This window comes from Actinacidiphila cocklensis (assembly GCF_907177275.1).
Classification (GTDB): Bacteria; Actinomycetota; Actinomycetes; order Streptomycetales; family Streptomycetaceae; genus Actinacidiphila; species Actinacidiphila cocklensis.
In genome coordinates, this window is record NZ_CAJSLV010000001.1 from 368,983 (window position 1) to 395,095 (window position 26,113).

The 26,113-nt window shown below is 71.7% G+C and carries 26 protein-coding genes; 8 read left to right on the forward strand and 18 right to left on the reverse strand.

Going from position 1 to position 26,113, the window contains the following annotated elements; all coding sequences use genetic code 11:
* Nucleotides 1-189 precede the first annotated feature (189 nt).
* The 4 genes from NFU81_RS01445 to NFU81_RS01460 form a co-directional block, all read right to left on the reverse strand.
* A complete protein-coding gene (locus tag NFU81_RS01445; protein WP_251483944.1) occupies nt 190-921 on the reverse strand; it encodes a hypothetical protein in 732 nt (243 codons plus the stop codon).
* Nucleotides 918-2,081 (reverse strand): NAD(P)/FAD-dependent oxidoreductase, encoded by a 1,164-nt coding sequence (locus NFU81_RS01450; RefSeq protein ID WP_251483946.1) that lies wholly within the window; start codon nt 2,079-2,081, stop codon nt 918-920. Before NFU81_RS01450 ends, NFU81_RS01445 begins: the two co-directional genes overlap by 4 nt.
* Nucleotides 2,078-4,099, reverse strand: a complete 2,022-nt coding sequence (locus NFU81_RS01455) for a LodA/GoxA family CTQ-dependent oxidase (protein WP_251483949.1) — start codon at nt 4,097-4,099, stop codon at nt 2,078-2,080. The genes NFU81_RS01450 and NFU81_RS01455 overlap by 4 nt, the downstream gene beginning before the upstream one ends.
* Nucleotides 4,100-4,368: 269 nt before the next feature.
* Nucleotides 4,369-5,430 (reverse strand): LLM class flavin-dependent oxidoreductase, encoded by a 1,062-nt coding sequence (locus tag NFU81_RS01460; protein WP_251483951.1) that lies wholly within the window; start codon nt 5,428-5,430, stop codon nt 4,369-4,371.
* Between the two features lie 133 nt (nt 5,431-5,563).
* On the opposite strand from NFU81_RS01460, the gene NFU81_RS01465 reads away from it, so the two are divergent.
* The 4 genes from NFU81_RS01465 to NFU81_RS01480 all read left to right on the forward strand — a co-directional run bounded on the left by NFU81_RS01465 (nt 5,564) and on the right by NFU81_RS01480 (nt 8,197).
* Nucleotides 5,564-6,025, forward strand: a complete 462-nt coding sequence (locus NFU81_RS01465) for a MarR family transcriptional regulator (RefSeq protein WP_251483953.1) — start codon at nt 5,564-5,566, stop codon at nt 6,023-6,025.
* 116 nt (nt 6,026-6,141) lie between these two features.
* On the forward strand, nt 6,142-6,957 hold the full coding sequence (locus NFU81_RS01470; protein WP_251483955.1) for an SDR family NAD(P)-dependent oxidoreductase: 816 nt from the start codon (nt 6,142-6,144) through the stop codon (nt 6,955-6,957).
* Nucleotides 6,958-7,058: 101 nt separating this feature from the next.
* A complete protein-coding gene (locus tag NFU81_RS01475) occupies nt 7,059-7,700 on the forward strand; it encodes a helix-turn-helix transcriptional regulator (protein ID WP_251483957.1) in 642 nt (213 codons plus the stop codon).
* Nucleotides 7,701-7,732: 32 nt separating this feature from the next.
* Nucleotides 7,733-8,197, forward strand: a complete 465-nt coding sequence (locus NFU81_RS01480) for a DUF3291 domain-containing protein (protein ID WP_251483958.1) — start codon at nt 7,733-7,735, stop codon at nt 8,195-8,197.
* 65 nt (nt 8,198-8,262) lie between these two features.
* On the opposite strand, the gene NFU81_RS01485 is transcribed toward NFU81_RS01480, so the two are convergent.
* Both NFU81_RS01485 and NFU81_RS01490 read right to left on the reverse strand, forming a co-directional pair.
* Nucleotides 8,263-8,772 carry a metallophosphoesterase family protein gene (locus tag NFU81_RS01485; RefSeq protein WP_251483961.1) on the reverse strand — a complete coding sequence of 170 codons (510 nt, stop codon included), beginning with the start codon at nt 8,770-8,772 and terminating at the stop codon, nt 8,263-8,265.
* Nucleotides 8,773-8,884: 112 nt separating this feature from the next.
* On the reverse strand, nt 8,885-9,199 hold the full coding sequence (locus tag NFU81_RS01490) for a hypothetical protein (protein ID WP_251483963.1): 315 nt from the start codon (nt 9,197-9,199) through the stop codon (nt 8,885-8,887).
* Between the two features lie 270 nt (nt 9,200-9,469).
* On the opposite strand from NFU81_RS01490, the gene NFU81_RS01495 reads away from it, so the two are divergent.
* Nucleotides 9,470-10,594: an NAD(P)/FAD-dependent oxidoreductase gene (locus tag NFU81_RS01495; RefSeq protein WP_274037443.1), complete on the forward strand. Its 1,125-nt coding sequence runs from the start codon at nt 9,470-9,472 to the stop codon at nt 10,592-10,594.
* Nucleotides 10,595-10,664: 70 nt separating this feature from the next.
* On the opposite strand, the gene NFU81_RS01500 is transcribed toward NFU81_RS01495, so the two are convergent.
* Nucleotides 10,665-12,083: a DHA2 family efflux MFS transporter permease subunit gene (locus tag NFU81_RS01500; RefSeq protein WP_251483967.1), complete on the reverse strand. Its 1,419-nt coding sequence runs from the start codon at nt 12,081-12,083 to the stop codon at nt 10,665-10,667.
* A 108-nt stretch (nt 12,084-12,191) separates the two neighbouring features.
* Here NFU81_RS01500 and NFU81_RS01505 point away from each other — a divergent pair, with 108 nt between their 5' ends.
* Complete coding sequence (locus tag NFU81_RS01505; protein WP_251483969.1) at nt 12,192-12,830, forward strand: TetR/AcrR family transcriptional regulator; 639 nt, start codon at nt 12,192-12,194, stop codon at nt 12,828-12,830.
* Nucleotides 12,831-12,843: 13 nt separating this feature from the next.
* On the opposite strand, the gene NFU81_RS01510 is transcribed toward NFU81_RS01505, so the two are convergent.
* The 7 genes from NFU81_RS01510 to NFU81_RS01540 all read right to left on the reverse strand — a co-directional run bounded on the left by NFU81_RS01510 (nt 12,844) and on the right by NFU81_RS01540 (nt 20,939).
* The gene (locus tag NFU81_RS01510; RefSeq protein ID WP_251484096.1) at nt 12,844-13,434 is read right to left on the reverse strand and encodes a DUF1707 and FHA domain-containing protein; all 591 of its coding nucleotides are present in this window, start codon (nt 13,432-13,434) and stop codon (nt 12,844-12,846) included.
* 110 nt (nt 13,435-13,544) lie between these two features.
* Nucleotides 13,545-14,987: an FAD-binding oxidoreductase gene (locus tag NFU81_RS01515; protein ID WP_251483971.1), complete on the reverse strand. Its 1,443-nt coding sequence runs from the start codon at nt 14,985-14,987 to the stop codon at nt 13,545-13,547.
* A gap of 142 nt (nt 14,988-15,129) precedes the next feature.
* Nucleotides 15,130-16,851: an NAD(P)/FAD-dependent oxidoreductase gene (locus NFU81_RS01520; RefSeq protein WP_251483972.1), complete on the reverse strand. Its 1,722-nt coding sequence runs from the start codon at nt 16,849-16,851 to the stop codon at nt 15,130-15,132.
* A 53-nt stretch (nt 16,852-16,904) separates the two neighbouring features.
* Nucleotides 16,905-18,380 carry an FAD-dependent monooxygenase gene (locus NFU81_RS01525; RefSeq protein ID WP_479688501.1) on the reverse strand — a complete coding sequence of 492 codons (1,476 nt, stop codon included), beginning with the start codon at nt 18,378-18,380 and terminating at the stop codon, nt 16,905-16,907.
* A gap of 161 nt (nt 18,381-18,541) precedes the next feature.
* A complete protein-coding gene (locus tag NFU81_RS01530; protein ID WP_251483974.1) occupies nt 18,542-19,096 on the reverse strand; it encodes a flavin reductase family protein in 555 nt (184 codons plus the stop codon).
* 56 nt (nt 19,097-19,152) lie between these two features.
* Entirely contained in the window at nt 19,153-20,481 is a 1,329-nt protein-coding gene (locus NFU81_RS01535) for a cation:proton antiporter (RefSeq protein WP_251483976.1), read from the reverse strand.
* Nucleotides 20,478-20,939: a nuclear transport factor 2 family protein gene (locus NFU81_RS01540; RefSeq protein WP_251483978.1), complete on the reverse strand. Its 462-nt coding sequence runs from the start codon at nt 20,937-20,939 to the stop codon at nt 20,478-20,480. Before NFU81_RS01540 ends, NFU81_RS01535 begins: the two co-directional genes overlap by 4 nt.
* Before the next feature lie 206 nt (nt 20,940-21,145).
* On the opposite strand from NFU81_RS01540, the gene NFU81_RS01545 reads away from it, so the two are divergent.
* Together NFU81_RS01545 and NFU81_RS01550 are read left to right on the forward strand one after the other, a co-directional pair.
* Entirely contained in the window at nt 21,146-21,838 is a 693-nt protein-coding gene (locus tag NFU81_RS01545; protein WP_251483980.1) for an antibiotic biosynthesis monooxygenase family protein, read from the forward strand.
* A gap of 72 nt (nt 21,839-21,910) precedes the next feature.
* On the forward strand, nt 21,911-22,606 hold the full coding sequence (locus NFU81_RS01550) for a response regulator transcription factor (protein ID WP_251483982.1): 696 nt from the start codon (nt 21,911-21,913) through the stop codon (nt 22,604-22,606).
* 19 nt (nt 22,607-22,625) lie between these two features.
* Here the strand turns inward: NFU81_RS01550 and NFU81_RS01555 are convergent, their stop codons facing one another.
* From NFU81_RS01555 to NFU81_RS01570, 4 genes are all read right to left on the reverse strand, one after another.
* Entirely contained in the window at nt 22,626-23,318 is a 693-nt protein-coding gene (locus NFU81_RS01555) for a ScbR family autoregulator-binding transcription factor (RefSeq protein WP_251483984.1), read from the reverse strand.
* A 157-nt stretch (nt 23,319-23,475) separates the two neighbouring features.
* On the reverse strand, nt 23,476-24,087 hold the full coding sequence (locus tag NFU81_RS01560; RefSeq protein WP_251483986.1) for a TIGR03086 family metal-binding protein: 612 nt from the start codon (nt 24,085-24,087) through the stop codon (nt 23,476-23,478).
* Between the two features lie 58 nt (nt 24,088-24,145).
* Nucleotides 24,146-24,571, reverse strand: coding sequence for a pyridoxamine 5'-phosphate oxidase family protein (locus tag NFU81_RS01565; RefSeq protein ID WP_251483988.1), 426 nt, complete (start codon nt 24,569-24,571; stop codon nt 24,146-24,148).
* Nucleotides 24,561-26,057: an MFS transporter gene (locus NFU81_RS01570; protein ID WP_251483990.1), complete on the reverse strand. Its 1,497-nt coding sequence runs from the start codon at nt 26,055-26,057 to the stop codon at nt 24,561-24,563. The genes NFU81_RS01565 and NFU81_RS01570 overlap by 11 nt, the downstream gene beginning before the upstream one ends.
* Nucleotides 26,058-26,113 lie beyond the last annotated feature (56 nt).

The following is a 26,113-nucleotide window of genomic DNA, read 5'->3' on the forward strand; positions in this document are numbered from 1 at the left end:
GGAAGTGTGCGCTCGGCCGCGGGGGGCGTCAAGGACATGAACGTAAATCGCGACCGTGAACAAGAACTGTGCGCGGGGCCGCCAACTCCTGGCTGCACGCGCGGAGTTCTGCTCCACGCGCTCGCGCGGATGGGCCACGGGGACACGATCGCGCTCGTCGACCGGAGTTCGCACCCGGGTGACGCCGGCTCAGGCGTTGAGGCTGGTGTGATTCCACCAGCCCTGGCGGCCGGCCGTGAAGCCGATCGTCGCGCCGGCCCCGTCGATCGCGGCCTCGTACCGCTGCCCCTTCGTCAGGGGGCTGTCCTGCACGACACCGTGCGGGTCGTCGATCGACGCGATGGTGATGTCGGGGACCTTGCCCAGCAGCGCCGGGTCGAGGTCCCGCGGGTCGGTGACGGTGACGACCTCGTCCCAGTTCGGCTTCTCGGCGAGCTGGTGCGCGATGTGCACCTCGTCGCCCTCGCCGAACAGCAGGTAGGTGAGGTGCGCGGGGTATTCCAGGCCTCCGAGCTTGCGGAAGTACCTGACGTCCTCCGCCCTGCAGACCGCGTCGGTCTGCTGCCCGTCCAGCATCGGCTGGAATTCCCTGGAGCCGTCGGTCCCGACGACGACCCGTTCCAGCTGGACCTTGAAGGTCTTGCCCTGCTTGAGGTCCGCGAGCGGGAAGTGGTCGGGGGAGAAGAGGCTGTAGAAGACCCTCTTGCCGATGTTCTTCTCCAGGTCCGCGAGGTACGCCTCGCGCACGGAGTCCGCGAGGCCGAGGGTGACGACGGCCTGGAAGGCGTGCGCCTCCACGTTGTAGAGCGCCAGGTGGTAGGAGAAGATCCGGCTCTTTCCGATCAGCAGGAACCGGTGGAGGCCGTGCAGGGCTCCGCTGCCGGAGCCGGCACCGTGGTCCGTGTGCGTGTCCGTACTCATGACGTGCTGCGCCTTTCCTGCGGTCGGATGGGGGAGTCGGGGAGGCCGGCCAGGCGCCGCGCCCAGAAGGAGCGGTCGGTCCAGCGGGCCTCCTGGGCGTGGACGAGGCGGTGTCCGCGCAGATACGCGGTCCTGGCAGCCGCGACCTCGCGCGCGTAGGCCGCCAGCGCCGGGTCGTCGCCGTCGTGCGCGCGGCCCAGCCGGGCGCCGACGGCCACGCCCGCGCGCATCCCGGTGTAGAGGGCGGTGATGACCCCCTGGGAGGAGAGCGGGTCGAAGGCGGCCGCCGCGTCTCCCGCGGCGGTCCAGCCGTCCCCGTACACCCGGTCCAGGTGCGCGGTGTGTGCGGCGGCCCGGCCGGGCGCGGGCCCGTGCGGGCGGCCGTACCGCGACACGTGCCGCGTGGCCGACATCCGCCGCAGGAAGTGGCGTGCCGTGAAGGCGGCGGCCGGCAGGTCGGCGTCGGTGAAGTAGGCGACCAGCCGCCGGCCGGAGGGCTGCGGGGCGGTGTACCACCAGCCGTCCTCGTCGGACTCGACGAGCGAGCGGCGGTCGGTGTCCCGCGGGTCGGCCTCCAGCGACACGTGGAGGGCGGTGAGCCGGTCCCCCGTGTGCCGCCGTGCCCCGCACCGGACGGCGACCGCGGCGGCGCGGCCGGTGGCGTCGATCACCCAGCGGCAGCGCACCGCCCGCCCGCCGCCGGCCCCCGTACCGGCGGGGCCGGTACCGCCGCGCAGGGCCAGCGTCCAGCCGCGGTGCTGCCGCGAGGCCGAGCGTACGGCTGTGCCCTCGGCGACCTCGGCCCCCGCCGCGCGGGCGGCGTCGCGCAGCAGCCGGTCGAACAGGTGCCGGTCCAGGTGCCAGCCGTGGCCGTGCGGGTCGTTGATGAAGTCCACGGCGTGCAGCTCGGCCGAGCCCCACGCGGAAAGGCTGCCGTAGCAGGGAAGGTGCCCGGTCCGCAGGACGCGGTCGGCGACGCCGAGGTCGCCGAGCAGGACCCGCGCGGCGGGCACGAGTGTCTCGCCGACCTTGGGCGGCCCGGTGCCGGCGTCGGCCAGCAGGACGGTGCGGCCGGACCGGGCGAGCGCGAGCGCGGCGGCGCAGCCCGCAGGGCCGCCACCCGCCACCACGACGTCGTAGGTGCCCGCCGCGGGGCTCACGGCGCCTCGTGGAAGGGGTCGAGCCGTTCGAGGTATCCGGCGGCGATCTCCTCCTCGCGGTAGCCGGTCGCCTCCACCGCCGCGCTGACCGCCCGCGCGACGTACTCCGCCTTGACGGTCTCCGGGTCGGGCGCGTCCGCGGGCCAGGTGCCGGCCGCGGCGGCCAGCACGGCAGGACCTGCCTCCGGCACCTGGAGGTTGACGAGGTTCGCCGTGTCCAGTGCCCGGTCGAGCGGTGCTGCCGGGCGGGACTCCACCTGGATCCGGTCGGGGAACTTCCCGTCGCCCACGGTGTAGTCGCGCACCTCGACGACGCCGAGCTTCGGCCAGTCCGTGATCATCTGCGTGCGCTGCTGGTCCATGGAGCCCTGCAGACCGCGCAGCCAGGTCGCCCGCCGTTCGAAGGCCTCCTCACGGGCGCTGTCGTCGCTGCCGGCCGGCGGCGTGTCGACCTTCTCGAAGTCGTCCAGCTTGAGCACGTGGTTGGGGACCTGGGCGGGCCAGAAGGTCGGCACGTAGGGGCTGTAGCGGGGCCCGAGTCCCTTCGCCACCTCGTAACCGGAGCGGCAGCTCGCGGCGTCCGTCTGCCAGGGGGCGGCCATCCAGCGGGTGAGGTCCCCGGGTCCCTGCGCGAACAGCGGGCCGTTCGCGGCGGTCGCCTCCTGCACGGTGAGGGTCGGCCCGAAGTCGGGCTCCGGGGTGCCCGGGGCGCGGTGCAGGATCCGGAAGGGCTCCGTGAACATGCTCGCGTGCCTGATCGGCCAGGTCACCTCGATCCCCGGGTGGAAGGCGTCGGCGGCGCAGCTCTCCAGGGCCGCCCGGTCCAGCAGCCCCGGCTGCTCGGCGACCGGGGCGTCGTCCACGACGGGACGGGGCTGCCGCAGCGGCCCGGCCTGGAAGGCGCCGTCCGCCCACCGCTGCATCATCCAGTCCTGGGTCGGGGACAGCATGATGTGCTGGCGCACGGACGTGGGGTCGCTGGCCATGGCGTCGCCGTAGAGCCAGGGCCACGGCAGCGGGGACTTCCCGTCCCGGCGGTAGTCGCGCAGGGCCACGTACGTCTGGCGGCGCAGCTCCCGGTTCCGGGCGGACGGATCGGCGAGCCGCCTGCTCATCGCGGGGGAGAGGAAGAAGTTGGGGCCGTTCCAGCCGAACTGCGTGGCGAAACCGTGGTTGACCCACTGGAGGTCGCAGAACCGGCGCAGGATCGGTTCGATGTGGTCGGCGTACGAGACCTGCGGCGGGCGGGGCAGCGAGCCGGCCGTGACGAAGACGTCGACGAGCAGGTCGTAGAGGGTGCGGACGGACTTCACACCGGGGGCGTAGTGCGGCGGGGCCACCACGACCCAGGCCGGTGCGGCGGTCATGTCGGCGCCGCCGATGCGGACCGTCGCCGTCACCGGGCCGTCGGACACGTCGTCGTACCAGGTGTCGTTGTTGGCGACGCCGGCGATCGGCTTGTTGCTGTAGGAGGCGGACTTCCCCCTGCCGCCGAGCACCATCAGGCGTCCGTCGGATTGGGTGGAGATCTCCCCGAGGTACACCGCCGTGCCCATGACCTTGCCGGAGTCGAACTTCTGCGTCTCGGTCGCCGAGCCGCGAACGGTGCGGCTCCCGGGGTCGTTGACCAGCTTCTTCCGGTCGGCGCCCACCACGCCGGCGTTCCGCAGGCCGCGCTTGTCGGGGGTGAGCGCCACGCCCTCGGGGATGTCGAGCGGCACGTGGAACTGGTACCAGGCGGGCTTCTTGTTCGCCAGGTGCACGGTCCACTGGATCTCCGTGACACCCGCTTCGCCCGGCCGCAGCTCCCGCACGACCTCGCCCGCGGCGTTGTAGCCGTACACCCGGAACCGCGCGGCCTGTCTGCGCAGTGCCCCGGAACCGTCCTTGTACGAACCGGGGTCCGCGGGCTCCCGGTCCGGCGACTCCGGGCCGATGAAGGGTGCCTCGACGCTGTTGCCGACCCGTGCGACACCGATGGCAGGGTGGATCTTGACCCGCACGATCTGACCGTCCATCGAAGCGCCTTCCCTTGCGGAGCTCTGAGGGTCCGGCCTCCACCGTAAAATCGGGCAATTCCGGCCGCGCACCGGGACTGTCGGATGGCCGTACGAATCCACCCCGGTGGACGCCTGGAGCCGGACTCAGCCGCCGGCGGGGCGGCGCGTCGTAGCGGTCCTGCCGGCCGGCGTCGGGCTGGTGGCCCCGGGGGTGGCGCGCTGCGCTCAGCGCAGCGCTTGCCCTGCCCGCCGATCCGGTTCGGACCCGACGGGCGGGCGGCGGACGATCAGGCCATCAACTCCCGGACGCGGGGGGCCACCTGCTTCCCGAAGAGCTCGATGGCGGTCATCAGCCGCTCGTGCGGCAGCCCGTTCATGCCGTACTTGAGGTCGAAGCGGCTCGCGCCGAGCGTGCTGAGAGTGGTGGCGATCTTCCTGGCCACCGTCTCCGGCGATCCGACGAACAGCGCGCCGTCGGGTCCCGCGTCGTTCACGAACTGCTCGAAGGTCGGGGCGCGGAAGCCCCGCTGCCGGGCGACCATGCGGATGGTCTTCTCGTAGTACGGCCAGAACTCCGCTATCGCCTGCTCGTCGGTCGCCGCCACATGCCCGGGGCTGTGCACACCGACGGGCTGGTCGGGCCGGCCGAACTCCGCCAGCGCCTGGCGGAAGAGCTGTGAGAAGGGGGCGAACCTGGCCCACGGCCCGCCGATGATCGCGAGCATCAGGGGGAGGCCGTGGCGGGCGGCTCGGACGACCGACTGGGGGCTGCCGCCGACGCCGAGCCACGTGGGGATCGCCCCGGACTCGCTGCGCGGGAAAACGGCCTGCTCCGTGAGGGCCGGCCGGGTGCTGCCCGACCAGGTGACGGGCTTCTCCTTGCGCAGTTCGGCGAAGAGGGCGACCTTCTCCTCGAACAGGACCTCGTAGTCGCCGAGGTCGTAGCCGAACAGCGGGAAGGACTCCGTGCTCGACCCCCGGCCGAGGATCAGCTCGGCCCGCCCGCCGGACACCGCGTCGAGGGTCGCGTACCGCTGGTAGACCCGCACGGGGTCGTCCGAGCTGATGACGGTGACGGCGGAGCCGAGCCGGATGCGCGAGGTGCGCGACGCGATGGCCGCGAGCACCACGTCGGCCGCCGAGAGCGGCATCCAGTCGACGTGGTGCTCACCGATGGCGAAGTGGTCGAGGCCGACCTCGTCGGCGAGGACGCCCTCCGCGACCAGGTTGCGGATCGTCCTGCCGTGCGACAGCGGCCGGCCGTGCTCGTCGTCGGTCACGTCGCCGAAGGTGTCCAGGCCGAGCGTGATCGGGTGGCCTTGCGCGGTGCGGTCGGAATGTTCTGGCATGCGGCGATTCCTCATCTCTCGTGACCACGGGCGACCACCTGGTCGGGTGATCCGTACCATTTCTTCCAAAAGTACTTGCACCGTCAAGTAAATAATCGAGTCCTTGCCTTGTCAAGGAGGTAGGGTGTGACGCATGCCTCAGGACGGCCGGCCCCTGCGCCCCTTGGATGAGACCGAGGAAGTACTGGTACGCGCCCTGGGCGAGGTGATGACGGGGCTGCCGCGGGTGGTGGATGCGGACATGGTCCGCGACGCTCGGCTGCCGCTTTCCGAGTACACCGCCCTCATGCTGCTCTCCGAGGCCCCCCGCCGCCGGATGCGGATGAGCGAGCTCGCGGTCGCGGGCAACCTCTCGCTCAGCGGGATGACGCGGGTGGTGGCCCGGCTGGAGAAGCAGGGGTTCATCGAGCGGGCCAGGTGCGAGGAGGACCTGCGCGGATGGAACGCCGTCCTCACCGACGACGGCTTCGCCCGCCTGGAGGAGGCCTGGCCCGCGCACCTGGCCAGCATCCGGCGGCACGTCCTCGACAAGCTCGCCGGCCATGACCTCGCCGCCCTCGCGGCCGCGCTCCGGCAGGTGGAGACCAGGCTCTGACCCCACGGGTCTGCCGCGGCGGGTGCGCTCACCGGGTTCGTGCCGATGCGTCCCGAGGTCGGATCTCGCGCCCGGAATATCCTTGACTCGTCAAGCATTCACCGACGGGCGGCGTCATGAGCAGCAGCGACGTCCGCCGGAGAAACGGCAACGACCTGGGAGAAGCCATGGGAACGCTCGACGGCAAGACGGTGCTCATCACCGGCACAGGGGGAGGGCAGGGCCGGGTCGCGTCCCTGGTCTTCGCGCGGGAAGGCGCGAAGGTCATCGGAAGCGACATCCAGGCCGCGGCCAACGAGGAGACGGTCGAGCTGGTCCGCCGCGCCGGCGGGCAGATGACCGGAGTGGCGCCGGTCGACCTCACCGACCCGGAGCAGGCGCGCCGGCTCGTCGAGGAGGCCGCGGCCGCCTACGGCGGTCTGGACGTCGTCTACAACAACGCGGCCATGCAGTACTTCGGGCCGATACCGGACTTCTCGATCGAGGACTGGCACGGGACCCGGGCCGGGGAGCTGGACATCCCCTTCTTCGTGACGAAGTATGCATGGCCGCACCTCGTCCGCCGCGGTGGCGGTGTCGTCATCAACATCGCCTCGCAGGCCGGACTCATCGCCGGCCACACCCCGCCGATGGTGGCGCACGCGGCCGCGAACGCCGGTGTCATCGCCATGACCCGGCAGTTCGCACTGGAAGGCGCGCCGCACGGGATCCGCGCGGTGGCGATCAGCCCCGGCCCGGTGCTGACCCCCGCCAGCGACCGCGATCTCGGCGACAACCAGGCGGCGCGCGACGCGATCACCGCGAAGACGCTCCTGAAGCGGTTCGGCCGGCCGGAGGAGATCGTGGAGTTGGCGGCGTTCCTCGCCTCCGACCGCGCGTCCTACATCACCGGCGCGAACTACCCGGTCGACGGCGGAGCGACCGCATGGTGAGGTGACGCAGGCCGCCCGTCCCGCCCGCCTGCGGGTGGGACGGGCGTGGCTGACCTGCTGGTTCGCGAAACCAGATGGTGCGGCGGTCATAGAATCGCGGGGTGACTGCTGAAGACGACGCGTTCGCGGCGCTGGGTGTGCTGAGCGATCCCGTACGGCGGAAGCTCTACCGGCACGTCGCCGCCTCCCCGGACGACGTGGGGCGGGACGCGGCCGCGGAGGCGGTGGGGGTCTCGCGCTCGCTGGCGGCCTTCCATCTGGACAAGCTGGTCGCGGCCGGTCTGCTGGCCGTCTCCTTCCGGCGCCTGTCGGAGCGGGCGGGTCCGGGGGCCGGGCGGCCGGCGAAGATGTACCGCCGGGCCGACGGCGAGCACGCCGTGTCGCTGCCGCCCCGTTCCTACGGCACCGCGGGCCGGCTGCTGGCCGAGGTGGTCGAACAGGCCGGGCTGGACCGGGAGTTGCAGGCCGCGGCACGGGCCGCGGGGGCGGCCGACCCTCAGGCGTCGGGCAGCGACCTGGTCGAGGTGCTGCGCACCCGCGGCTACCTGCCGTTCTGGGACGGGGAGACGCTGCGGCTGGCCAACTGCCCTTTCCACGCCCTCGCGGACGAGTTCCGCGCGCTGATCTGCGGGATGAACCTCGCTCTGGTTGAGGGCATGGCGCCCGAGGGGTGGTCGGCGGCCGTCGACCCGTGCCCGGGCGGCTGCTGCGTCTCCCTCCGCTCTAAAAATAATTCTCATTGACTATAGAGATCCGGCCTTGCCATGCTGGCCCCATGACTGGCTTCCATGTCGCGCAGGTCAACGTCGGGCGCATCGTCGCCCCCCTGGACGGCCCCGAGTTGGCCGACTTCGTCGCACAACTGCCCGAGATCAACGCACTGGCCGACCACGCGCCCGGATTCGTCTGGCGCCTGGTCGACGACGGCGGGGCGGACTCCACCGGACTCCGCCCCGACGACAACGACGGCCGCCTCCTGATCAACTGCTCCACCTGGGAGTCGGTCGAAGCCCTGGAGGACTTCGCCTACCACACCGACCACCTGCGGGTGCTGAGCCGCCGCCGCGAGTGGTTCCAGCGCATGGAAGGACCCCACCAGGCGCTGTGGTGGGTTCCCGCCGGCCACCGCCCGAGCGTGGCAGAGGCGATGGAGCGGATCGCGATCCTGGGCGAACGGGGCTCGGGGCCGGACGCCTTCACCTTCCGCGACCGGTATCCGGCACCGGCCGCGATCTCGTAGCGCCCGGCCCGCCGGCCTACCGGGAGCGGCCCCCGGAAGGCCGGCGGGCGCTGCTCGTCGGAGCGTCAGCTCCCGCCGCGCCGCGGCAGCCGGTGCAGCACGACTTCTGTGAGCGCACCGGCCGTGGCGACCGCGGTCATGTACGTGCAGTCCGGCTGGCGCCTGCGATCGGTCGGTGAGCCGGGATTGAGCAGCCGCAACCCGCCTGCGGTGGTGGTGTCCCACGGGATGTGGCTGTGGCCGAACACCAGGACGTCGGTGTCCGCGAACAACTGCTCGCAGCGCTCCTCACGCCCGCGCGCCTGGCCGGTCTCGTGCACCACCGCGAACCGGACGCCCGCCACCTCGGCCCTGGCCACCTCGGGCAGCCGCGCCCGCAGCGCAGGACCGTCGTTGTTGCCGTACACCGCGACCAACCGCCGGCTGCGGGCCGCCAGCAGGTCGAGCGTGGCCTCGTCCACCCAGTCGCCCGCGTGGAAGACGACGTCGGCCGCGCCGATCGCGCCCAGCAGCTCGTCGGGCAGCAGCCGTGCGCGGCGGGGCACATGCGTGTCGGTCGTCAGCAGCAGGTTCACGGGCGGGGCCTCCTCCGGACTCCATGGTCGCCGAGCCGGCCGCGGCCGTCGAGCCGCCGCGCCCTCGTGCCCCGCGCCGGACACCGCCCCTGCGACGCCGCCGGTTTCCGCGCTACTCGGACGGCTCGGGGGCCGGGGCCGCCCGGGGGTCCGACTGGACGCACGGCGTGGACCAGCCGTCGCCGTCCCGCGCCCACTCGCCGTGCCGGTCGAACCCGCAGTCGCGCAGCTCGCTGTCCAACTCGGCCGGGGGACGCCCGGCGTCGGGTTCCGTCGGCGCCAGGGTGACGACGACGGAGTCCACGTCGCCCCGGTCCGGGTGGTGGTTCAGGCTCACCACGGCCAGATGCCAGCGCCCGCCCGAGTAGACCGCCCGGGCACGGTACGGCAGCACGTCCTGGTCTTCTGTCGCCACGGTCTCGGGCACGGTGGTCTCCTTGTCGTCCGGTCAGGAGACCGTGTGCCCGCCCCCGTGATCTGCATGCCGCGAGTGCGCTGCGCCCCGGTCACGGTGGGCGTCGCCACCATGCCGCTGTACGTCTGCCTGCAGCGCACCCACGTGCGCGGGCCGACGGAAGGCGCGCTCAAGGCGCGACCGGGGACCGGGCCGCCGTCCTCGCGGGTCTGTGCGCGGCGGCTCGGACATGGTTGTGTGCTGGGCACGGGAGTTCGCCCGTGGTCCGGGAGGGGGCGTTTCGTGGGGACGGGATCCGCAAAGCGAGGTGAACGCGTTGCTGTCATCGGCATGGGCATCCTCGGAGCCGCCGTGGGCTGGAACCTCTCCCGGCACGGCGCCGAGGTCGTCTTCGTCGACGCCGGCCGGCCCGGCGAAGGCGTGACCGACTGGTCCTTCTCGTGGGTCAACGCCAGCAACAAGACCGCGCGCAGGTCCTACTTCGACCTCAACGTCGCGGGCATGGCCGAGTACCGCGAGCTCTGCAGGACCATCGGGCCGGACACCTGGTGGTATCCGCACGGCCACCTGCGCTGGGCGGACGATCCGGCAGCGGAGGCGAAGCTGCTGGCGACAGCCGAGCTGCTCGCCGGTCGGGACTACCGGGTCGAGTCGTACACCGGCGCCGAGGTGCGCCGCCGCCTCGAACCCGCTCTCACCCTGCCCGACGAGGTGCCCGTCCTGTTCTACCCCGACGAGGCCTGGGTGCACGGACGCCGTCTCGTCGGCCGGCTGGTCGGCCAGGCCGTGGCGTCCGGCGCCGAGCAGCGGACCGGCACCGCGGTCCGTGACATCGGCACGGGTGGCGACGGGGCCGTCCGGACCCTCGCGCTGTCCGACGGGAGCCGTCTTGACGTCGACGTCGTCGTGAACGCGGCAGGCCCCGGTGCCTCCGACGTCGCCGGGCTCGTCGCACGGCACCTGCCGATGCGCCGGGAGCCCGGTGCCGTCACCCGGGTCGACTGCGCGCGAGTCCCGGTCCACCGGGCCATGCACGCACCCCACATCGAGATCCGCCCCGACGGGGACGCCTCCGTGGTCCTCCACAGCCGCGAGGTCGACGCGCTCGTCGACGCGGGCGAGGCCCCGGCACAACTCGCCCGCCTGCTGCGGGAATCGGCGCGGGACGTCGTTCCCGAGCTCGGCAACTCCCGTATCGCGCGGACCCGGACGGTCAACCGCCCCATCCCGGCCGACGGATTCCCCTGCGTGGGAGCGGTGCCGTCCGTACCGGGCTACTACGAGGCCGTCTCCCACAGCGGCATCACCCTCGGGCCGGTGATCGGCCGGCTGCTCGCGTCGGAGATCCTCAGCGGGAAGCCGGACCCGATGCTCGCGGACTTCCGCCCGGAGCGGTTCGCCCGGTGACGGGAAGTCGTCGCCGCACGCGCCGCCGGCCGGTCGCACTCCGGCGTCGTCCTCGCTCTCCTGCCACCGGCTACGGGAGCGAGGACGCGCCGGCCCGGTGCAGGGTCAGCCAGAGGAGGAGCGTGCCGGCCAGGGCGGCGAGGGCGGTGCCGCACTGCCACTGGAAGGCGACGTGGAAGGCGTGGCGGGTGCCGCCCGGCAGCCCGCGGGCGAGGACGACCGCGTACAGCGCGGCGCCCAGCGCCCCGCCGAGCCGGGCGAGGATGTTGATCTGCGCGGTGGCCTCCGGCAGCCGCTCGCGCGGCACCGTGGTGAACGCCGAGATCACCAGCGGCGTCGAGGCCGTCCCCGTCCCCATGCCGAGCAGGAGCAGCAGGGCCTGGACGAGGACCGGGCTCGGGTCGGATCCCACGAAGGCGAACGTGGTGGTCGCCACGACCGCGCACCCGGTGCCCAGCACCGCGATCGGGCCGCTGCCGTACCGGTCGGTGAGCCGCCCGCCGAGCGGGAGCATGATGCCGGTGCCGGCCCCCATCGAGAGCATCTGGAGCCCGGTCTCCACCACGCTGTCCCCGTGCAGCATCTGGAAGTACAGCGGGAAGACCAGGGCGCACCCGAAGGTCAGCGCCCCGTTGAAGAGGAACGCCACGCTCGCGGTCGAGTAACCGGGGCTGCGGTACAGGCTCATGTCCAGGAGCGGGTGCTCCCGGCGGGTGGCGTGCAGGACGAACACGACCAGCCCCGCCGCGCCGAGGCCGAGCGGCAGCAGCACCGGCAGCGGCTTCGGCGAGCCGTCCGAGCCCCAGTCGGTCAGGCCCAGCACCACCAGGGGCAGGCCGATGCCGACGTAGGAGAACCCGGCCCAGTCCAGCGGCGTGGTCGCGGTGCCCTTCTCGTGCGGAATCCAGCGCAGGCCGAGCATCAGCGCGACCGCCCCGATCGGCACGTTGATCAGGAACAGCCAGCGCCAGGACAGCGAGTGCAGCATCAGCCCGCCGAGGAACGGGCCGATCGCCGGAGCGAGCACCACCGCGACACCGAGTCGCGCCATCACCCGGCCGAGCCTGCCCGGTCCGACGGCCTGGCCGAGGACGGTCTGCCCCGCCGGGACGAGCAGCCCCGCGGTGAGTCCTTGCAGGACGCGGAGGCCGATGAGGACCTCCATCGACGGCGCCGCCGCGCACAGCGCCGAGATCACGGTGAAGGCGGCCAGCGCCCCGAGCCAGAGCCTGCCGACCCCCACCCGCCTGCCCAGCCAGGCGCAGCCGGGCAGGGACACCGCGAGGGCGAGCAGGTACGCGCTGGAGACCCACTGGGCGACCCGGAGACCGGTGCCGAACTCGTCCTGGACCGTCTTCAGCGCGATGTTGATCAGCGAGGTGTCCAGGCCGCTCGCGAACGCCCCGAACGCGACCACCCAGGCCAGCCGCCAGGTCGCCGGGCTGATCTCGGACGTGGCGGCGGCGGACTTCGTGTCGATCCCGGTCATGGTCCCTCTTCCGTCCGTGATCCGCGAAGTACAACGATCGTTGCAGAGATTACAACGCTCATTGTTATGATGACAACGGTCGTTGCAGTCGGGATAGGATCAAGAACCGTGACGGAGAAATCGAAGGGCCCGCGGCCTGGCGGCGGCCAGCCGGACAAACGCCGCGCCATCCTCACCGGAGCTCTGGCACTGTTCGCGCGGGACGGCTACACCCGGGCGAGCCTGGACGCGATCGCGGCGGCGGCAGGAGTGTCCAGCCGTACGATCTACAACCACTTCAGGGACAAGGCCCAGCTGTTCGAGGCCGTGATCCAGGAGAGCTCGGGGCGGGTGGCGGAGACCCAGATCGCCATCATCGACCGGCATCTGAGCAAGATCGTCGACCTGGAGGCCGACCTCGTCGAGTTCGGGCTCGCCTGGCTGGCGGTCATGGACTCGGCGGCTGCGCCGCATTTCGCGCTGGTACGCCAGATCAACGCCGACCTGGAGCACATCCCGCAGACCGCGATCGACGCGTGGCAGGAGACCGGACCGCGCCGGGTGCGAGGCGAACTGGCCGAACGGCTCGGGCGGATCGCCGACCGCGGGTCACTGCGGATCCCGGACCCGGACCGGGCCGCCGTCCACCTCATGCTCCTGGTCTCGAACGACAACCTGCCCTACGGCGCCGACCGGCGGGACGAGAAGGAGCTCACGGCCATGGTCACCGCGGGGGTGCACACCTTCCTGCACGGCTGTCAGCCGTGATCTCCGCCCGCCGTCACGGCGCGGCGAGCCGGAAGTGCATCCTGCCGAAGGCGACCCAGTCGCCAGGGCGTACGGGTGCCTGGCCGACCAGCCGCCGGCCGTTCACGAGCGTGCCGTTGAGTGAACTCAGGTCGCGCAGCGACCAGCCGTCGGCGGCGCAGGTGAGGACGGCGTGCGAGCGGGACACCGTCTCGTGGGACAGGCGCAGGCCGCTGCCGGGGGCTCGTCCGATGACCAGGGTCTGCGAGCCGGCCGGCGGCAGCGCGAGGACGGGCAGCCGGCGGACCCGGTAGCGGCGGCGGACCCGGGTGGCGAGGCCGACCGGCGCGGCGGCCGCCCGGCGCAGGAACCGCCGCAGGCCGCCGGGAGTGGCGGCGGGCGGGACGACCTCCGCGGCCGGCGGGACGACCTCCGCGCCGGGCAGATCCTCGACCGCGGACCGCAGTTGGGCGTGGCTGCGTGCGGCGAGCACGAGCTCCATGCGGAGGACGAAGGTCTCGTGTGACAGCCGCCCTTCGACCGCCGCCGCACGCAGCAGGTCGAGGACGTGTTCGCGCTCGGCGTCGGACGCCCGGGAGGGCGGGACCTCGCCCTGATACTGCATCACGTGTCAGATTGTTCACCCGGTGTTGCGTGCTGTCCATGTGGCCGGGAGCCTTCCGCTTCCCCGCCCCTTCACCTCCTTGTCCAGCACTTCCCGCTGCTGCGTGCGGTTCACGCGCCGACGCCCTGGGCGAAGCGGAAGAAGCCGTGCGGGTCGTACGCGGACTTGACGGCCGCGAGCCGCGGGTAGTTCTCGGCGTAGTAGGACTGCCGCCAGTCCGCCAGTTCGGGGTCCATCCAGTTCTGGTAGGTCTCGCCGTTGGACAGGGGGTCGATGACCGCGAAGCCGTTGCCCGCCCACGCCCGGGCGTTCGCCGTGTTCTCCGCCGTGGCGAGCTCCGGGTCGTTGACGAACACCCGGTAGTTGACGGAGAAGAGCGAGTCCCGGTGCACGTACGCCGTGTCCGTGCGCCCGGGGTCGTTCGCGGCGCCGCCGAACATGTGCAGGTCCAGGTAGCGGGCCTGGCCCGCCCTGCGGTCGGCGTCGAAGGCGGTCATGACGTCGGCCCACCCGGCGGCCGGGAAGGGGGCGCCGGCCAGCCGGGTGCGCTCCAGCGCGAAGGCAGGCCTGGGCAGCAGCCCGGCGGGGGTCTTGCCGACGCGGCGGCACTGCTCCTCGGTGAGCCGGCCGCCGCCGAAGACGAGCATCATGAGCTGCTGGTAGGGGAGTCGGGCGCTCTGCCGGACCGTGGGCGCCCCGGTGTGCGCGATCAGCCGGGCGGCCTCGGTGTTCAGCTCCTCCTCCGTGCCGCGTGAGGCGAGCATGACGTTGAGCACCGGGACGCTGCCGGGCGCCGCGTCCTCCTGCACCACGTACGCACCGCCGCCGATGGTGCGGGGGGCCTCGACGAGCCACTCGGCGACACCGCCGAGCACCTCGGGCGCCTTGTCGTAGTCGAAGTACATGTTGGTCATCGCCATCAGGTCGCCGCTCTGCGGTGCGACCGTGTAGCGCGTGACCACCCCGAAGTTGCCGCCGCCCCCGCCGCGTATCGCCCAGAACAGGTCGCTGTTGCTCGTCGGCGAGACGGTGACGGTGCTGCCGTCGGCGAGCACCATCTCGGCGGCCACCAGGGCGTCGCAGGACATGCCGAGCGGCCGGGTGAGGAAGCCGTAGCCGCCGCCCAGCAGGAAGCCGCCGGCCGCCACGGTGGCGCAGCCGCCCTGGCCGACGACGAGGTGATGGGGTGCCAGGGTGCTGAGGATGTCGACGTTCAGCGCGCCGGGGCCGATGTCCACCAGGTCGCTGCCGACCGTCACGGTGTCCAGCCCCGACAGGTCGATGACCAGGCCGGGGCCGGTGGAGTAGCCGCCGTAGTTGTGGCCTCCGCTGCGCACCGCGGCGGGCAGCGCGTTGTCCTGGGCGAAGCGGACGGCGAGCGACACGTCCCGCGCCCCGGCGCAGTGGACGACGGCCTGCGGGGTGACGTCGTCGAAGTTGCCCAGTTCGAGCTGCCGGGACAGGGCGTAGGAGGGGTCGCCGGGCAGGACGAGGCGCCCTTCGAGGCTGCGGGCCAGCTGCAGCCAGGGCGTGCGCGTGCGTCGATCGGTCATGTCGGATTCCCCAGACGGTTCGGATCGTGGGCCGGACCGCGCGGGTACGGTCCGTCGTGGAGCGGTGCCGGACCCCGGGCCGCGTCCCCGGGGGGAACACGGCGGCAGGTCCGGCACCGAAAGGGCGGCGCTGAAGCGGGAGTTACGTGAGTTTCTTGCCGCGCAGGCTGGACTTGACGACGCCGGAGAGCATGGCCCGTCCCAGCGCCCTCATCTCGGGCGGGGCCTGGGTGTTGCACCACCACATGAACTTGATCATGGTGGGGGTGGTGGCCCGGTAGAAGCGGTGCTCCTCGCCGTCCTTCCAGCCGAAGGGGGTGTTGACCGACTCGCAGTTGCGGATCGCCTCGAAGACGATGTCCGCGGCCTTGTCGCCGTCGATCGCCCCGGCTTCGTACTTCTCGCACGTCTCGGCGGTGACGTCCAGCAGGTGTTTGAAGGCGTGGCTGTCGGGCCACCACAGGCCCGGGTAGGCGGCCTTCTCCATGTCCTTGAAGACCTGGTCGTCCTTGCCGCTGAGCAGGTAGTCCTGCCGCGCCTGGATCTGCCGGATGGTCGCAGGGGTGGTGAAGCAGGCCCACACCCGGAAGACCGCGTTCCACAGGCGGAAGTGCGAGAAGGCGATGTAGGAGCTGTTGACGATCTTGTCGTTGAAGTCGAGCAGGCCCTGCTCCAGGCGCTCGACGTACTCGTAGCGCTCCACCGAGAAATCGTCGTCCTTGAGCGACTCCAGGACCCGCCAGGCCAGCGCGTCGACGACCTCGAAGGTGTTCGACAGGCCGCGGGAGTACAGCGGGTCGACGAAGCCCGCCGCGTGCGACATCAGGCACCAGCGGTGGCCCACGGTCTGCTTGGAGGAGTACTGGATCCGGTCGGCCGACACCCACTCGCGCACCCGGGTCGCACCTTCGAACTGCCGCTTCACGGCCGGGTACTGGTCGAGGAAGCTGTCGAACTCCTCCTGCGGCGTGATGTCCTTGCGCCTCGGGTAGAGCCGCTCGTCCATGGTCAGGCCGATGCTGCAGACCGGGTTCCTGGAGTCCTCGTGGTTGTTGAACGGGATGATCCAGAACCAGCCGCGCTCGATCAGGTGGTGCAGGGTGCCGCCGTGGAAGGGCGACTCGGGCGGCGGGTTGAGGCCCTCGGGGTAGTTGTTGACCTCGTCGTACGGCTTGATGCCGACGTAGTGGGTGAACATCGACCTGGCGTGGTGCTTGAGCCGGCTGGGCTCCTCGCGCAGGCCGAACTTCTGGGCCAGCGGGGAGCGGAAGCCTGAGGCGTCGATGAGGTACTTCGCGCGGAAGACCTCGCCGTCGTGGCCGGTGACCGTCACCCCGTCGTCGTCGAAGTCGAGGTCGGTGGCACGCCAGTCCTGCCGGATGGTGCAGCCGTACGAGGCGGCGACGTTGAGGTAGTAGGAGTCGGTGTCCTGGCGGAACATGTGGGTGGCTTCTGTGAGCATCTTGGGGATGACGAACAGCGTCGCCTCACGGGGGTCGGGCTCCCGGTTCGGCCGGTGCTTGACGAAGCCGAAGCTCTGCTTCCTGCCGTGGTGCGGGCCGATGTTCTCCGTCACCGCCTTGATGTCCAGCAGGTGCTTCAGCTCCGGTACGTCGTAGCGGACGGCGAGGATGTGCAGCCACTCCACGAGCTGCGGGTTCTGCGACTCGCCGACCGCGAACCGCGGGTGGTGCCCGGCGTCGACGAGCGCCACCTTGGCGCCCTGCCGGGCCAGGATCGCCCCGGTGACCGAGCCGGCGAGGCCCGAGCCGAGGATCAGGACGTCGCACTCCTTCCACTCGCCCCGGCGGCCGGCCGCCCCGGTGGCCTCGGTGGCCTTGTGCTCCTGGGCCCTGCTGGTCATGCGCGCACTCCTTCCGGTGAGTTCCGTGAGTTTCGGTGGGTCCGTGGGACGGATCAGGCGGCGGCGGTCGCGCCGAACCAGCGGGTCAGCGCGTCGGTGAGGCCGGCGGTCGTGCCGTCGGTGGACACCCAGGCGATGTAGCCGTCGGGGCGGACCAGCAGGCTCGCGGCGGGGGCCGTGGCGTCGGGCCGGGAGGCGGTGACGACGTCCACCCGGTCGGACCAGCCGGCGGCGGCCGCGCGCAGCCCGGCGCTGTCGTGCATGTCGAGCAGGACGGGGCGGCCGCCGTGCAGCAGCTCGAAGGTGGTGGTCTTGGCGTCGGCCACGACCAGGTCCTGCTCGGGCAGCCGGCGGCCGAGGAGCGGGTGGCCGCCGTCCTCGCCGCTGTAGACGATGTCCAGGCCGGTCACGGCGCCCACCAGGCGGCGCTGGACCTGGTCCAGGCGGATCAGGTCGCCGAACACGTCGCGCAGCGACTGCATCTCCGGGCCGCCGAGGTACAGCGAGCGCTGCACCAGGGTGTTGGCGACGATGCCGGCGCCGACCGGGTGCCGCTCGTCGTGGTAGGTGTCGAGCAGGCCCTCCGGTGCCCGGCCCTGGAGGGTCGCGGCGAGCTTCCAGCCCAGGTTGACGACGTCGCCGACACCGGCGCTGATGCCCTGGGCGCCGATGGGCAGGTGGATGTGCGCCGCGTCGCCGGCCAGGAAGACCCGGCCGCTGCGGTAGCGGTCGGCCTGGCGGCTGGCGTCGGTGAAGTAGCTGGTCCAGATCGGCCGGGCGCCGTGGATGTCGTCGCCGGTCACCCGCTGGAGGGCGTCGGCCACCTCCCCGAAGGTGGGCGGTTCCTGGGTCGTCCGTACGCCCGCGCCGCGCTCGAAGACCACCGCCCGGATCGCCTGGGGGCCCAGTGGCAGCACCACGACCATGCCGGCCTCGCCGACCTGGCCGGTGGGACGGATCGGGATGCGCACCCCGGTGAAGTCGGCCATCTTCATCTCGATCGTGGCATCGGTGCCGGGGAAGCCGATCCCGGACAGCCGGCGCACGGCGCTGCGCGCACCGTCGCAGCCGACCACGTAACGGGCGCGCAGCCGGGACGTGCCGGAGGGAGTGGTCACGTCGACGGAGACGCCCTCCCCGTCCTGCTCCAGGCCCACGACCTCGTGCGAGCGGCGCAGGTCGGCTCCCAGCCCGAGCGCCCACTCGGTGAGCACCCGCTCGGTGAAGGACTGCGGAACACCGCGGACGCCGAAATTGCCGCCCTCGATGATGCGGTAGTCCAGCGGAAGGCCGCCGAAATGGCCGATAGGGATGGTTTCCAGCTCGCCGAATTTCGTGAGGAGGCCCCGTTGTCCGAACTCCTCGAGGGTACGCGCGGAAAAACCGAGCGCGCGGGACTGCTGCATCGGTTCGGCAAGCTTGTCGAGAACGATCGCCGGAATTCCGGCAAGCCGCAGTTCACCGGCGAGCATGAGTCCCGAGGGGCCCGCTCCGGCAATGATTACATCGGTGTCGAACGCGTCCATCATCCCTCTTTCTGGTCGGGGGTTTCTCCAGTATTCCGACGGGACTTGCAGAACTGAACGGCGCCCACTACAGAACTCCGACAAGTTCGTCAGGATCATCCGCGCCGATTCAGAGGTGTGCCTTCCGGCGGGTCTGCGGGGCGTGCGCGGGCACCGGGCCGCCGTCAGACAGCGGAGTCGGGGAGGGCGTGCATCGCGCCCCGGTAGAAGATCAGCGGCGCCTCGGCCGTGGCGGGCTCCTGTCCCGACACGCCGAGGCCGACCACCTCGCCGACCACGATGAGGTGGTCACCACCGTCGTACTCGGCGTTCAGCCGGCACTCCAGGTGGCCCAGGGCGTCCGCGAGGACCGGCAGCCCCTCGGCCGTGCGGTGGTGCGGGACCTCGCCCAGGCGGGCCGAGTCGCGGCCGGAGAAGGCCCAGGCCAGCTCCTGCTGGCGGTGGGTCAGGAAGTTGACGGCGAAGCCGCCGGACTGGCGCAGCACCGGCCCGAGCCGCGACTCGCGGTGCAGGCAGAACAGCACGAGCGGCGGGTCGAGCGAGACGGAGGTGAAGGAGTTGACCGTCGTCGCCTCGGCCTTGTCGGGAAGGGCACTGGTCGCGGCCGTGATGACGGTGACGCCGGTGGCGAAGGCGCTGCATGCCTCGCGCAGGGCCTTGCCGTCGACGGCCGGCCGCGGCTGCGGCATGGACCGGGCGGATGAGGAGGGTGCGGGCATCACGAAGACCTTCCGGTCGGAACAGTGATCTCTGGCAGGTACGGTCCGGTGCGGTGTCACACACGCACGGGTCTGGGTTCCTTGGGCGTCAGGGCGACCAGGTCCTCGCGCGGGGACAGCAGCGGCGCGGCCATCGCGGTGGTCACCAGCGCCATCACCACCATCATGGTGAACATGCGCACGTCGAGGACGCCGAGCGTCATCGCCGCGTTGAGGATGACCAGTTCGGTCAGACCGCGGGTGTTCATCAGCAGCCCGAGGTTCTTCGCCTCCCGGCAGCCGAGGCCGGCCAGCCGTGCCGGGACGAACGCGCCGAGCAGCTTGCCTGCGCAGCTCACCGCGACGATGAGCAGCAGCGCGAGGGAGTCGGAGGCCGTGAGCGCGGACAGGTCCACGTTCAGCCCGGTCACGACGAAGAAGACCGGCAGCAGGATCAGGCCCATGTCGTCCATCGGCCGGCGGACGTGCCGGGCGAGCAGCGCGGCCGGTTCCCGCGGGGTGACGAAGCCGAAGAGGAAGGCGCCGAAGATCGCGTGCAGGCCGATCCACGTGGTCAGCCACGCGGAGACCAGGGCGCCGGACGCGAGGACCATCAGCAGCGGCCGCCAGCGCTCGGCCGCCGCCCACTGCCGCACCAGCCCGCCGAGCACCGGCCGTACGACCAGCAGCATGCCGGTGGTGAACAGCAGGCCGTAGCCGACGGTGGAGAGCAGCTTGTGGTAGTCGCCGTCGGCGGTCACCATCGCGGAGACGTACGCCAGCAGGCACCACGCCAGGACGTCGTCGACCGCCGCGCTGGCCAGGGCCAGGGTGCCGACCCGGGTGTCGATGAGCCGGTTGTCGTTGAGGATGCGGGCCAGCACGGGGAAGGCCGTCACCGACATCGCCGTGCCGAGGAAGACCGCGAAGGTGGCGAAGGAGATGTGGTGGCCGGCGACCGTCGAGTGGTCCGGGTAGAGCACCGGGGCCGTCGCCACGCCGAGCCCGAAGGCCAGCGCGATCGACGACAGCGACACGCCCGCCGCCAGCCGGGCGTGCGGGCGTACCAGCCGCTTGTCGAACTCCCAGCCCACCGCGAACATGAACAGCACCAGGGCGACCTGGGAGATCGCGTTCAGCAGCGGCCGCACCTCGGACGGGAAGAGCCGGTGCGACAGGTCGCCCGGCAACTGCCCGAGCAGGCTGGGTCCCAGAGCGATGCCCGCCGCGATCTCACCGATCACCGCGGGCTGGCGCAACCGGCGGAAGACGCGGCCCAGGGCCAGCCCCAGGACGATGACGACGGCGATGTCGGCCAGCATGATGCCGGTGACCATGTCGGCCGAGCGGGCGGCGAGTTGCACGTGCCCCGGGTCCGCGCCGGACAGCGCGGCGGAGGCGCTCACCGCTCGCCCCCGGTAGGCAGCGGCGGGGTGCCGCTCAGCCACACCACGCGGAAGCGGAGGCCGGCCAGGCGCCAGCCGTCGGGGGTGCGGCGGGCCTCGCCGTTGACGAAGGTCCCGGTGGTGAAGAGCGGTTCACCCGCGCTGCCCGGGTGGTGGACGTGCGTGGACATCAGGTTGGACCGCAGCAGCAGCCGCTCGGGTTCGCCGGCCGCGTCGTCGGGGCGGTCGACCACCACGGGGCCGTTCAGATGCTGGGTCGCGGCGAACGCGGACAGTGCCGCGCGGTGCCAGTCCGCCATGCCGGCCAGCCCTTCGTGCCGGCTCATGGGGAATTCGACGAGGGCGTCCGCGGTGAACAGCCCGCCCGCCCACTCGTCGTCGAGTTTCTGATCGTCGAGGCCGACCAGATAGCGGTCCAGTAGCCGGGCCGCTTCCGCAGACGCTGATTCGTAGTCCATTGTTCGAGGATGGCGACCGGGACGCCGGTCGACCAAGGCTGCTTTCCCCGTACCTGACGAAGCTGTGCAAGATCTGACGGTGTTCAGAAGGAGTTGACCATCCGCAAGAAGTCCTGAACCGCGGCTACTTTCGTTTCCGGCGGTGACCCGGTGATGCTTGTCGAAGCATCACCTCCCGTCGTCCCAGGAATGGAAGGCACCACAAAATGCCGAAGATCGCAGCGGACGGTAAGTACCTGATCGTCCTCAACCTGTTCTCCACCGACGCGGCGGACAAGCAGGAGAGCCTGCTCGGGGCCATGCGCGAGATCGTCGACTCGGCCGCCTACCCCGGCTGGGTCTCCAGCACCATGCACAGCGGGACCGACCGGTTCGGCACCGCCAACTTCATCCAGTGGCGCAGCACCGAGGACCTGGAGAAGCGCTACGCCGGCGAGGAGTTCAAGCACCGCACCATGCCGCTCTTCACCGAAATGACCACCTCCATCCGGCTGCTCCAGAACGAGATCGTCCACACCCTCCAGGCGCCCGAGCTGGACGGCGTCACGGAGATCTCCACGAGCCGCGACGACTACACCGTCATCGACATCGTCTCGGTCGCCCCGGAGAACCAGGACGTCCTGATCGAGGCGCTGGGCGCGGGCCACGAGTTCCTGCTCAAGGTGCCCGGGTTCCGCAGCAGCACGGTCCTGCGCGGCCTGCGCGCCCGCGGTCTCGACGGCTCCTTCGCCGTCGTCTACGCACAGTGGGCGGACAAGGCCGCGTACGACGCCTACCGGACGACCCCGCAGTCGGAGCAGCCCGCCGAGCGGCTGGCCGCGGAGGCCCGGATCGACGAGCTGGCCACCGCCCGCGACTCCAACACCTACCGGGTGGTGCATTCCCGTTCCGCCGCGTAGCACCTCCCCGGCGGCGGGCAGCAGGGACCGGGGCCGTGGGGCCGTTCGCGGCGGACCGATACGGAGCGAACAGTGAAGACGCGCGTGCTCGTGGTCGACCCCGACGAGGGGACCGCCGCCGACCTGGCCGAGCGGCTGGAGCGCAACGGATACGAAGTCGCCAGGGTGGCCACCGGCCGGGCCGCCCTGGCCGCCTGGACCCACGCCGACCTGGTGCTGCTCGACCTCGGGCTGCGGGACGTGGACGCCCTGGAGGTGTGCGCGCAGATCCGTGGCGCGGGCATCACTCCGGTGATCACCCTGGCGGCCGGCGGAACGGAGGTCGACCGCGTCCTCAGCTTCCAGGCCGGGGCCGACGACTGCCTCATCAAGCCGTACGGCTACCGGGAACTGGTGGCGCGGATCTGCGCCATCATGCGCCGGCTGGCCCCGCCGAGCAGCACCTCCGCGATCTCCCACGGCGCGCTGCGCATCGACCCGCAGGGCCGGCAGGTGCACGTGGGGGAGCGCGCGGTCAAGGTCACCCGCAAGGAGTTCGACCTGCTCCATCTGCTGGCCTCGATGCCGCGCACGGTGGTCTCCCGCCGGGAGCTGATGGCCAGGGTCTGGGCGGACGAGTGGTTCGTCTCCAACCGCACGGTGGACACCCACATCAGTGCCCTGCGCGGCAAGCTCGGACCGGGCGAGTGGATCGTGACGGTCCGGGGGGTCGGCTACCGGATGGGACCGGGAAGCACCGAACCCCGGTCCCAGGACGGCGAGGAGTGACACACGGGTGCCCGCGGCGTCACAGCGACAGCTCGTCGTCCTGCAGGTGCAGCCGCGCGCGGGCGGAGATGCCGACCGCGTCGGCGAGCACGGCGCTCCGCCCGGCCGGCTCCATGCGTTTGGCCACCTCGGGCCTCGCCAGGCCCGGCAGGAAGATGTTCCAGAAGCCGGTGAGCGCGTGGTACGCGCGGGGCTCGGCGTTGTCGGCGATCTGCAGGCCGATCCCGGTGGTCGCCGTGACCACCGCGCAGGTGACCTCCTGGAGGCGGACGTCGGGGGACAGCTCGTCGTTCCTGGCCGCCTCGGCGAGCAGGCGTTCGACGCAGGAGTGCCACTCCTGGTCGAGCGCCTGTCTGCGTGCGCGGGTGCTGTCGGTGCCCAGCCGGAAGCCCGCCCGTACCACCACGTCCCAGCGCAGCAGGCGGGCGAAGGCGTGCGACATGTCGGTGAGCGCCTGGAGCGCGTCCGGGTTGGCGTCGTAGGCGATCCGCCCGGCCCCCCGCAGGAGGCTCGCGCACGCCTCCTCGACCGCGTCGGCGACCGCCTGCTTGTTCCTGAAGTGGAAGTGGAGTGCTCCAGGACTGACCCCGGCACCCGCGCTGATGTCGAAGATCGTGGTCAGCGTGTAGCCGTTCTGGTCGAAGACCCGTGCCGCCGAGTGGAGCAGAGCACGGCGGGTGCGGACGGCACGATCCGATCGTTCTGCCAGCAACTGAACCTCCTTCTTCTGGCCCACCGGCGTGCCGTACGGGCGTTGTCCGGGCGCTTCCTGTCCGAGCGTTTCCTGTCTGCCGAGCCGTGCTGACGTGCGGAGGGACCAGCACCGCGCCGCGGCGCCGGTCCCGTTAACCGGTGTGCGCGAGACCGGCTCAGGGCTGCCGGCCGTACCACCCCGCGAGCTGGTCGATCAGCGGAGCGTCCGTCGGCACCTCGACGACCGGTCCGAACGGCACCGGGCCGCCCCGGGGTTCGGCCGGCACCGCGTGCCGCATGGCCGCGACGGGCGCAGCGAGGGCCTCCGCGTCCCAGGCCGGCGCCTGGCCGGTCGCCTGGGCCAGGTCCCAGGTGTGCAGGGAGAGCTCGGTCGCGTACACGATGCACGCGGCGGCACCCGGCACGGTGGCGAAGCCGAGCTCGATGGACTTGCCCAGGACCGCCGGGTCCGACCACACCGCCTCGGCGTCGCGGACCCCGTCTTCCCATGCCTTCTGCCACTCGTCCTCGCGCACGTCCTCGGCGAACGACGGAACGGTGAACGGGTGGCCGCCGCTGCCCGCGACGGAGACCCGCCGCAGCACCGCGACCAGGTGCTGGGCGAGTTGCCGGGCACTGTAGTCGGGGCAGGGGCTGGTGTTGCCGTACTGCTCGGGCCGCACGGCCGCGACGGTGTCCCCGGCCAGCGCAACGGCCTTGAAGAGCGCCCGGCGGGGGTCCGTCCCGGCCCTGGCCTCGTTCTCGCTGCTACCGCTGATCTCAGTCATGCTCATTCCGTCCTTGCCACTGATGACTGCACGTGCTTTCCCGGGACGCCACGGCGGATCACCAGATCCCCATGACGCGCTCGACGGCGATCTCGACGACGACCAGCCCCGGGAGTTCGGGCGGCGGCGACGCGTAGCGCCGGATGTACCGGCGCACCCCCTCGGCCAGCCGCCCCGGTTCGCTGGAGACGGTCGCCCGGCCTTCGAGGGTGATCCAGCGGAACTGGACCGTCTGGCAGATGCCGACCGGCAGGTCGGGATGGGCCAGGATGTTGCGGATCTTCGCCCGCGACTCGGTGGTCATGACGCGCACCAGACCCGAGTCGTCGTCCCAGCTGAACCGCACCGGCGCCAGATGGGGTGAGCCGTCCCGCCGCACCGTGGTGAGCACGCCGGTGTGCGGCCCGGCCAGCAGCTGCGCCGCTCCCGGCGGAAGCTGCTGGACCTGGTGGTTCCTCTGGTCGAGAGGTCGGCTATCCGGCATTGGCGCCCGCCGCCTCTTTCGCCAGGTCGCCGCCGCTGGCGGGCCCCTGCTGGGCCTTCAGCATGGGCAGCAGCAGCGCGCACACCAGCGCGGTCAGCGTCAGGCAGTACCCGACGGTGAAGGCGTGGTGGTAGACGGTGGTCAGGGTGTGCTGCACCTTCGCGGAGTCGCCGCCGGTCGCCGCCAGCTTCTTCGGCAGGTTGTGCAACGCGATGGTCGCGGCAACGGCCAGGCCCAGGGCACCGCCGAGTTCCTGACTGGTGTTGATCAGGCCTGCGGCCAGACCCGCCTGACGCTCCGACACGCCGATCTGGGCGGCGATCTGTAGCGGCACGAACGAGAAGCCCATGCCGAGCCCGAAGATCATGTACGCCGGCAGGAGGTGGGTGAGGTACGAGGCGTCCGAGGCGGCCCTGGACATCAGGAACAGGCCGACCGAGCACAGGCCCAGCCCGGAGAGCAGGACGGGCTTCGCCGCGGTCTTGGTGACCAGCTGTGAGGCCACGCCCGCGCCGACACCGGCCATCAGCGCCTGCGGGACGTAGGCCATACCGGTCTTGATCGGGCTGTACCCGAGGACCTGCTGCATGAACAGGCTCGCGAAGAAGAAGAAGCTCACCACGGCGGCGAGGAAGAACACCGTCGACAGGTTCGCCGTCCGGAGCGTCGGCACCCGGAAGATGCGGAACGGCACCAGCGGGTCGGACCTGCGCTGCTCCACCACGATGAAGGTGAGGATCAGCACGGCCGCGGCGATGAGCGTGGGCAGTACCCGCGCCGAACCCCAGCCGTAGCTGATCGCCTCGTCGAGCGAGTAGATCAGCAGCATCAGGCCGGCGGTGATGACGACCGCGCCCGGTACGTCGAAGCGCCGGCCTTCACCGCGGCTCTCGGGCAGCACCTTGGGCGCCAGCACCACGGCCGCCGCGGCGATCGGGACGTTGATGAAGAAGATCCAGCGCCAGCCGGGACCTTCGGTGAGCAGACCGCCGAAGACGACGCCGGCGATGGAGGCGATTCCGGCCAGCCCGCCCCACACGCCGAGCGCCTTGTTCCGCGCTTCGCCCTCGGGGAACGTGACGGTCAGTGTGCTGAGCGCGGCCGGTGCCACCAGCGCGGAGCCGAAGCCCTGAACGCCGCGGCACACGAAGAGCAGTATGGCGTCCTGGGAGGAGCCGCCCACCAGCGAGGCCACGCCGAAGAGCAGCAGGCCCACCTGGAGGATGCGGCGCCGGCCGAACTTGTCGGCGAGCCGGGACCCCAGCAGCAGGCAGCCGCCCAGAATCGCGCCGTACGCGGTCACCACGTACGGAAGGTCGGCAGGCGCGATATGAAGACCGCGCTGCATCGAGGGAAGCGCCACATTCACGATCGACACATCGAGGAAGACCATGAACTGGGCAACACAGAGAAAGGCCAGGATAAGTCCGGGACTCTTGGTAGGGGTGGCGGATGGTGCCACGGCGTCCGCGGATGACGAGCTCATCGAGCGACTCCATTCACTATTCGGAGCGATGGTGCGACGCTAGCACCCGCCTACTG

Coding starts and splice junctions, on each gene's coding strand:
- NFU81_RS01445 (WP_251483944.1), bottom strand. CDS start 921: ATGAGTACGGACACGCACACGGACCACGGTGCCGGCTCCGGCAGCGGA.
- NFU81_RS01455 (WP_251483949.1), bottom strand. CDS start 4,099: ATGGACGGTCAGATCGTGCGGGTCAAGATCCACCCTGCCATCGGTGTC.
- NFU81_RS01460 (WP_251483951.1), bottom strand. CDS start 5,430: ATGCCAGAACATTCCGACCGCACCGCGCAAGGCCACCCGATCACGCTC.
- NFU81_RS01465 (WP_251483953.1), top strand. CDS start 5,564: ATGCCTCAGGACGGCCGGCCCCTGCGCCCCTTGGATGAGACCGAGGAA.
- NFU81_RS01470 (WP_251483955.1), top strand. CDS start 6,142: ATGAGCAGCAGCGACGTCCGCCGGAGAAACGGCAACGACCTGGGAGAA.
- NFU81_RS01480 (WP_251483958.1), top strand. CDS start 7,733: ATGACTGGCTTCCATGTCGCGCAGGTCAACGTCGGGCGCATCGTCGCC.
- NFU81_RS01500 (WP_251483967.1), bottom strand. CDS start 12,083: ATGACCGGGATCGACACGAAGTCCGCCGCCGCCACGTCCGAGATCAGC.
- NFU81_RS01510 (WP_251484096.1), bottom strand. CDS start 13,434: ATGCAGTATCAGGGCGAGGTCCCGCCCTCCCGGGCGTCCGACGCCGAG.
- NFU81_RS01515 (WP_251483971.1), bottom strand. CDS start 14,987: ATGACCGATCGACGCACGCGCACGCCCTGGCTGCAGCTGGCCCGCAGC.
- NFU81_RS01520 (WP_251483972.1), bottom strand. CDS start 16,851: ATGACCAGCAGGGCCCAGGAGCACAAGGCCACCGAGGCCACCGGGGCG.
- NFU81_RS01525 (WP_479688501.1), bottom strand. CDS start 18,380: ATGATGGACGCGTTCGACACCGATGTAATCATTGCCGGAGCGGGCCCC.
- NFU81_RS01530 (WP_251483974.1), bottom strand. CDS start 19,096: ATGCCCGCACCCTCCTCATCCGCCCGGTCCATGCCGCAGCCGCGGCCG.
- NFU81_RS01540 (WP_251483978.1), bottom strand. CDS start 20,939: ATGGACTACGAATCAGCGTCTGCGGAAGCGGCCCGGCTACTGGACCGC.
- NFU81_RS01545 (WP_251483980.1), top strand. CDS start 21,146: ATGCCGAAGATCGCAGCGGACGGTAAGTACCTGATCGTCCTCAACCTG.
- NFU81_RS01560 (WP_251483986.1), bottom strand. CDS start 24,087: ATGACTGAGATCAGCGGTAGCAGCGAGAACGAGGCCAGGGCCGGGACG.
- NFU81_RS01565 (WP_251483988.1), bottom strand. CDS start 24,571: ATGCCGGATAGCCGACCTCTCGACCAGAGGAACCACCAGGTCCAGCAG.
- NFU81_RS01570 (WP_251483990.1), bottom strand. CDS start 26,057: ATGAGCTCGTCATCCGCGGACGCCGTGGCACCATCCGCCACCCCTACC.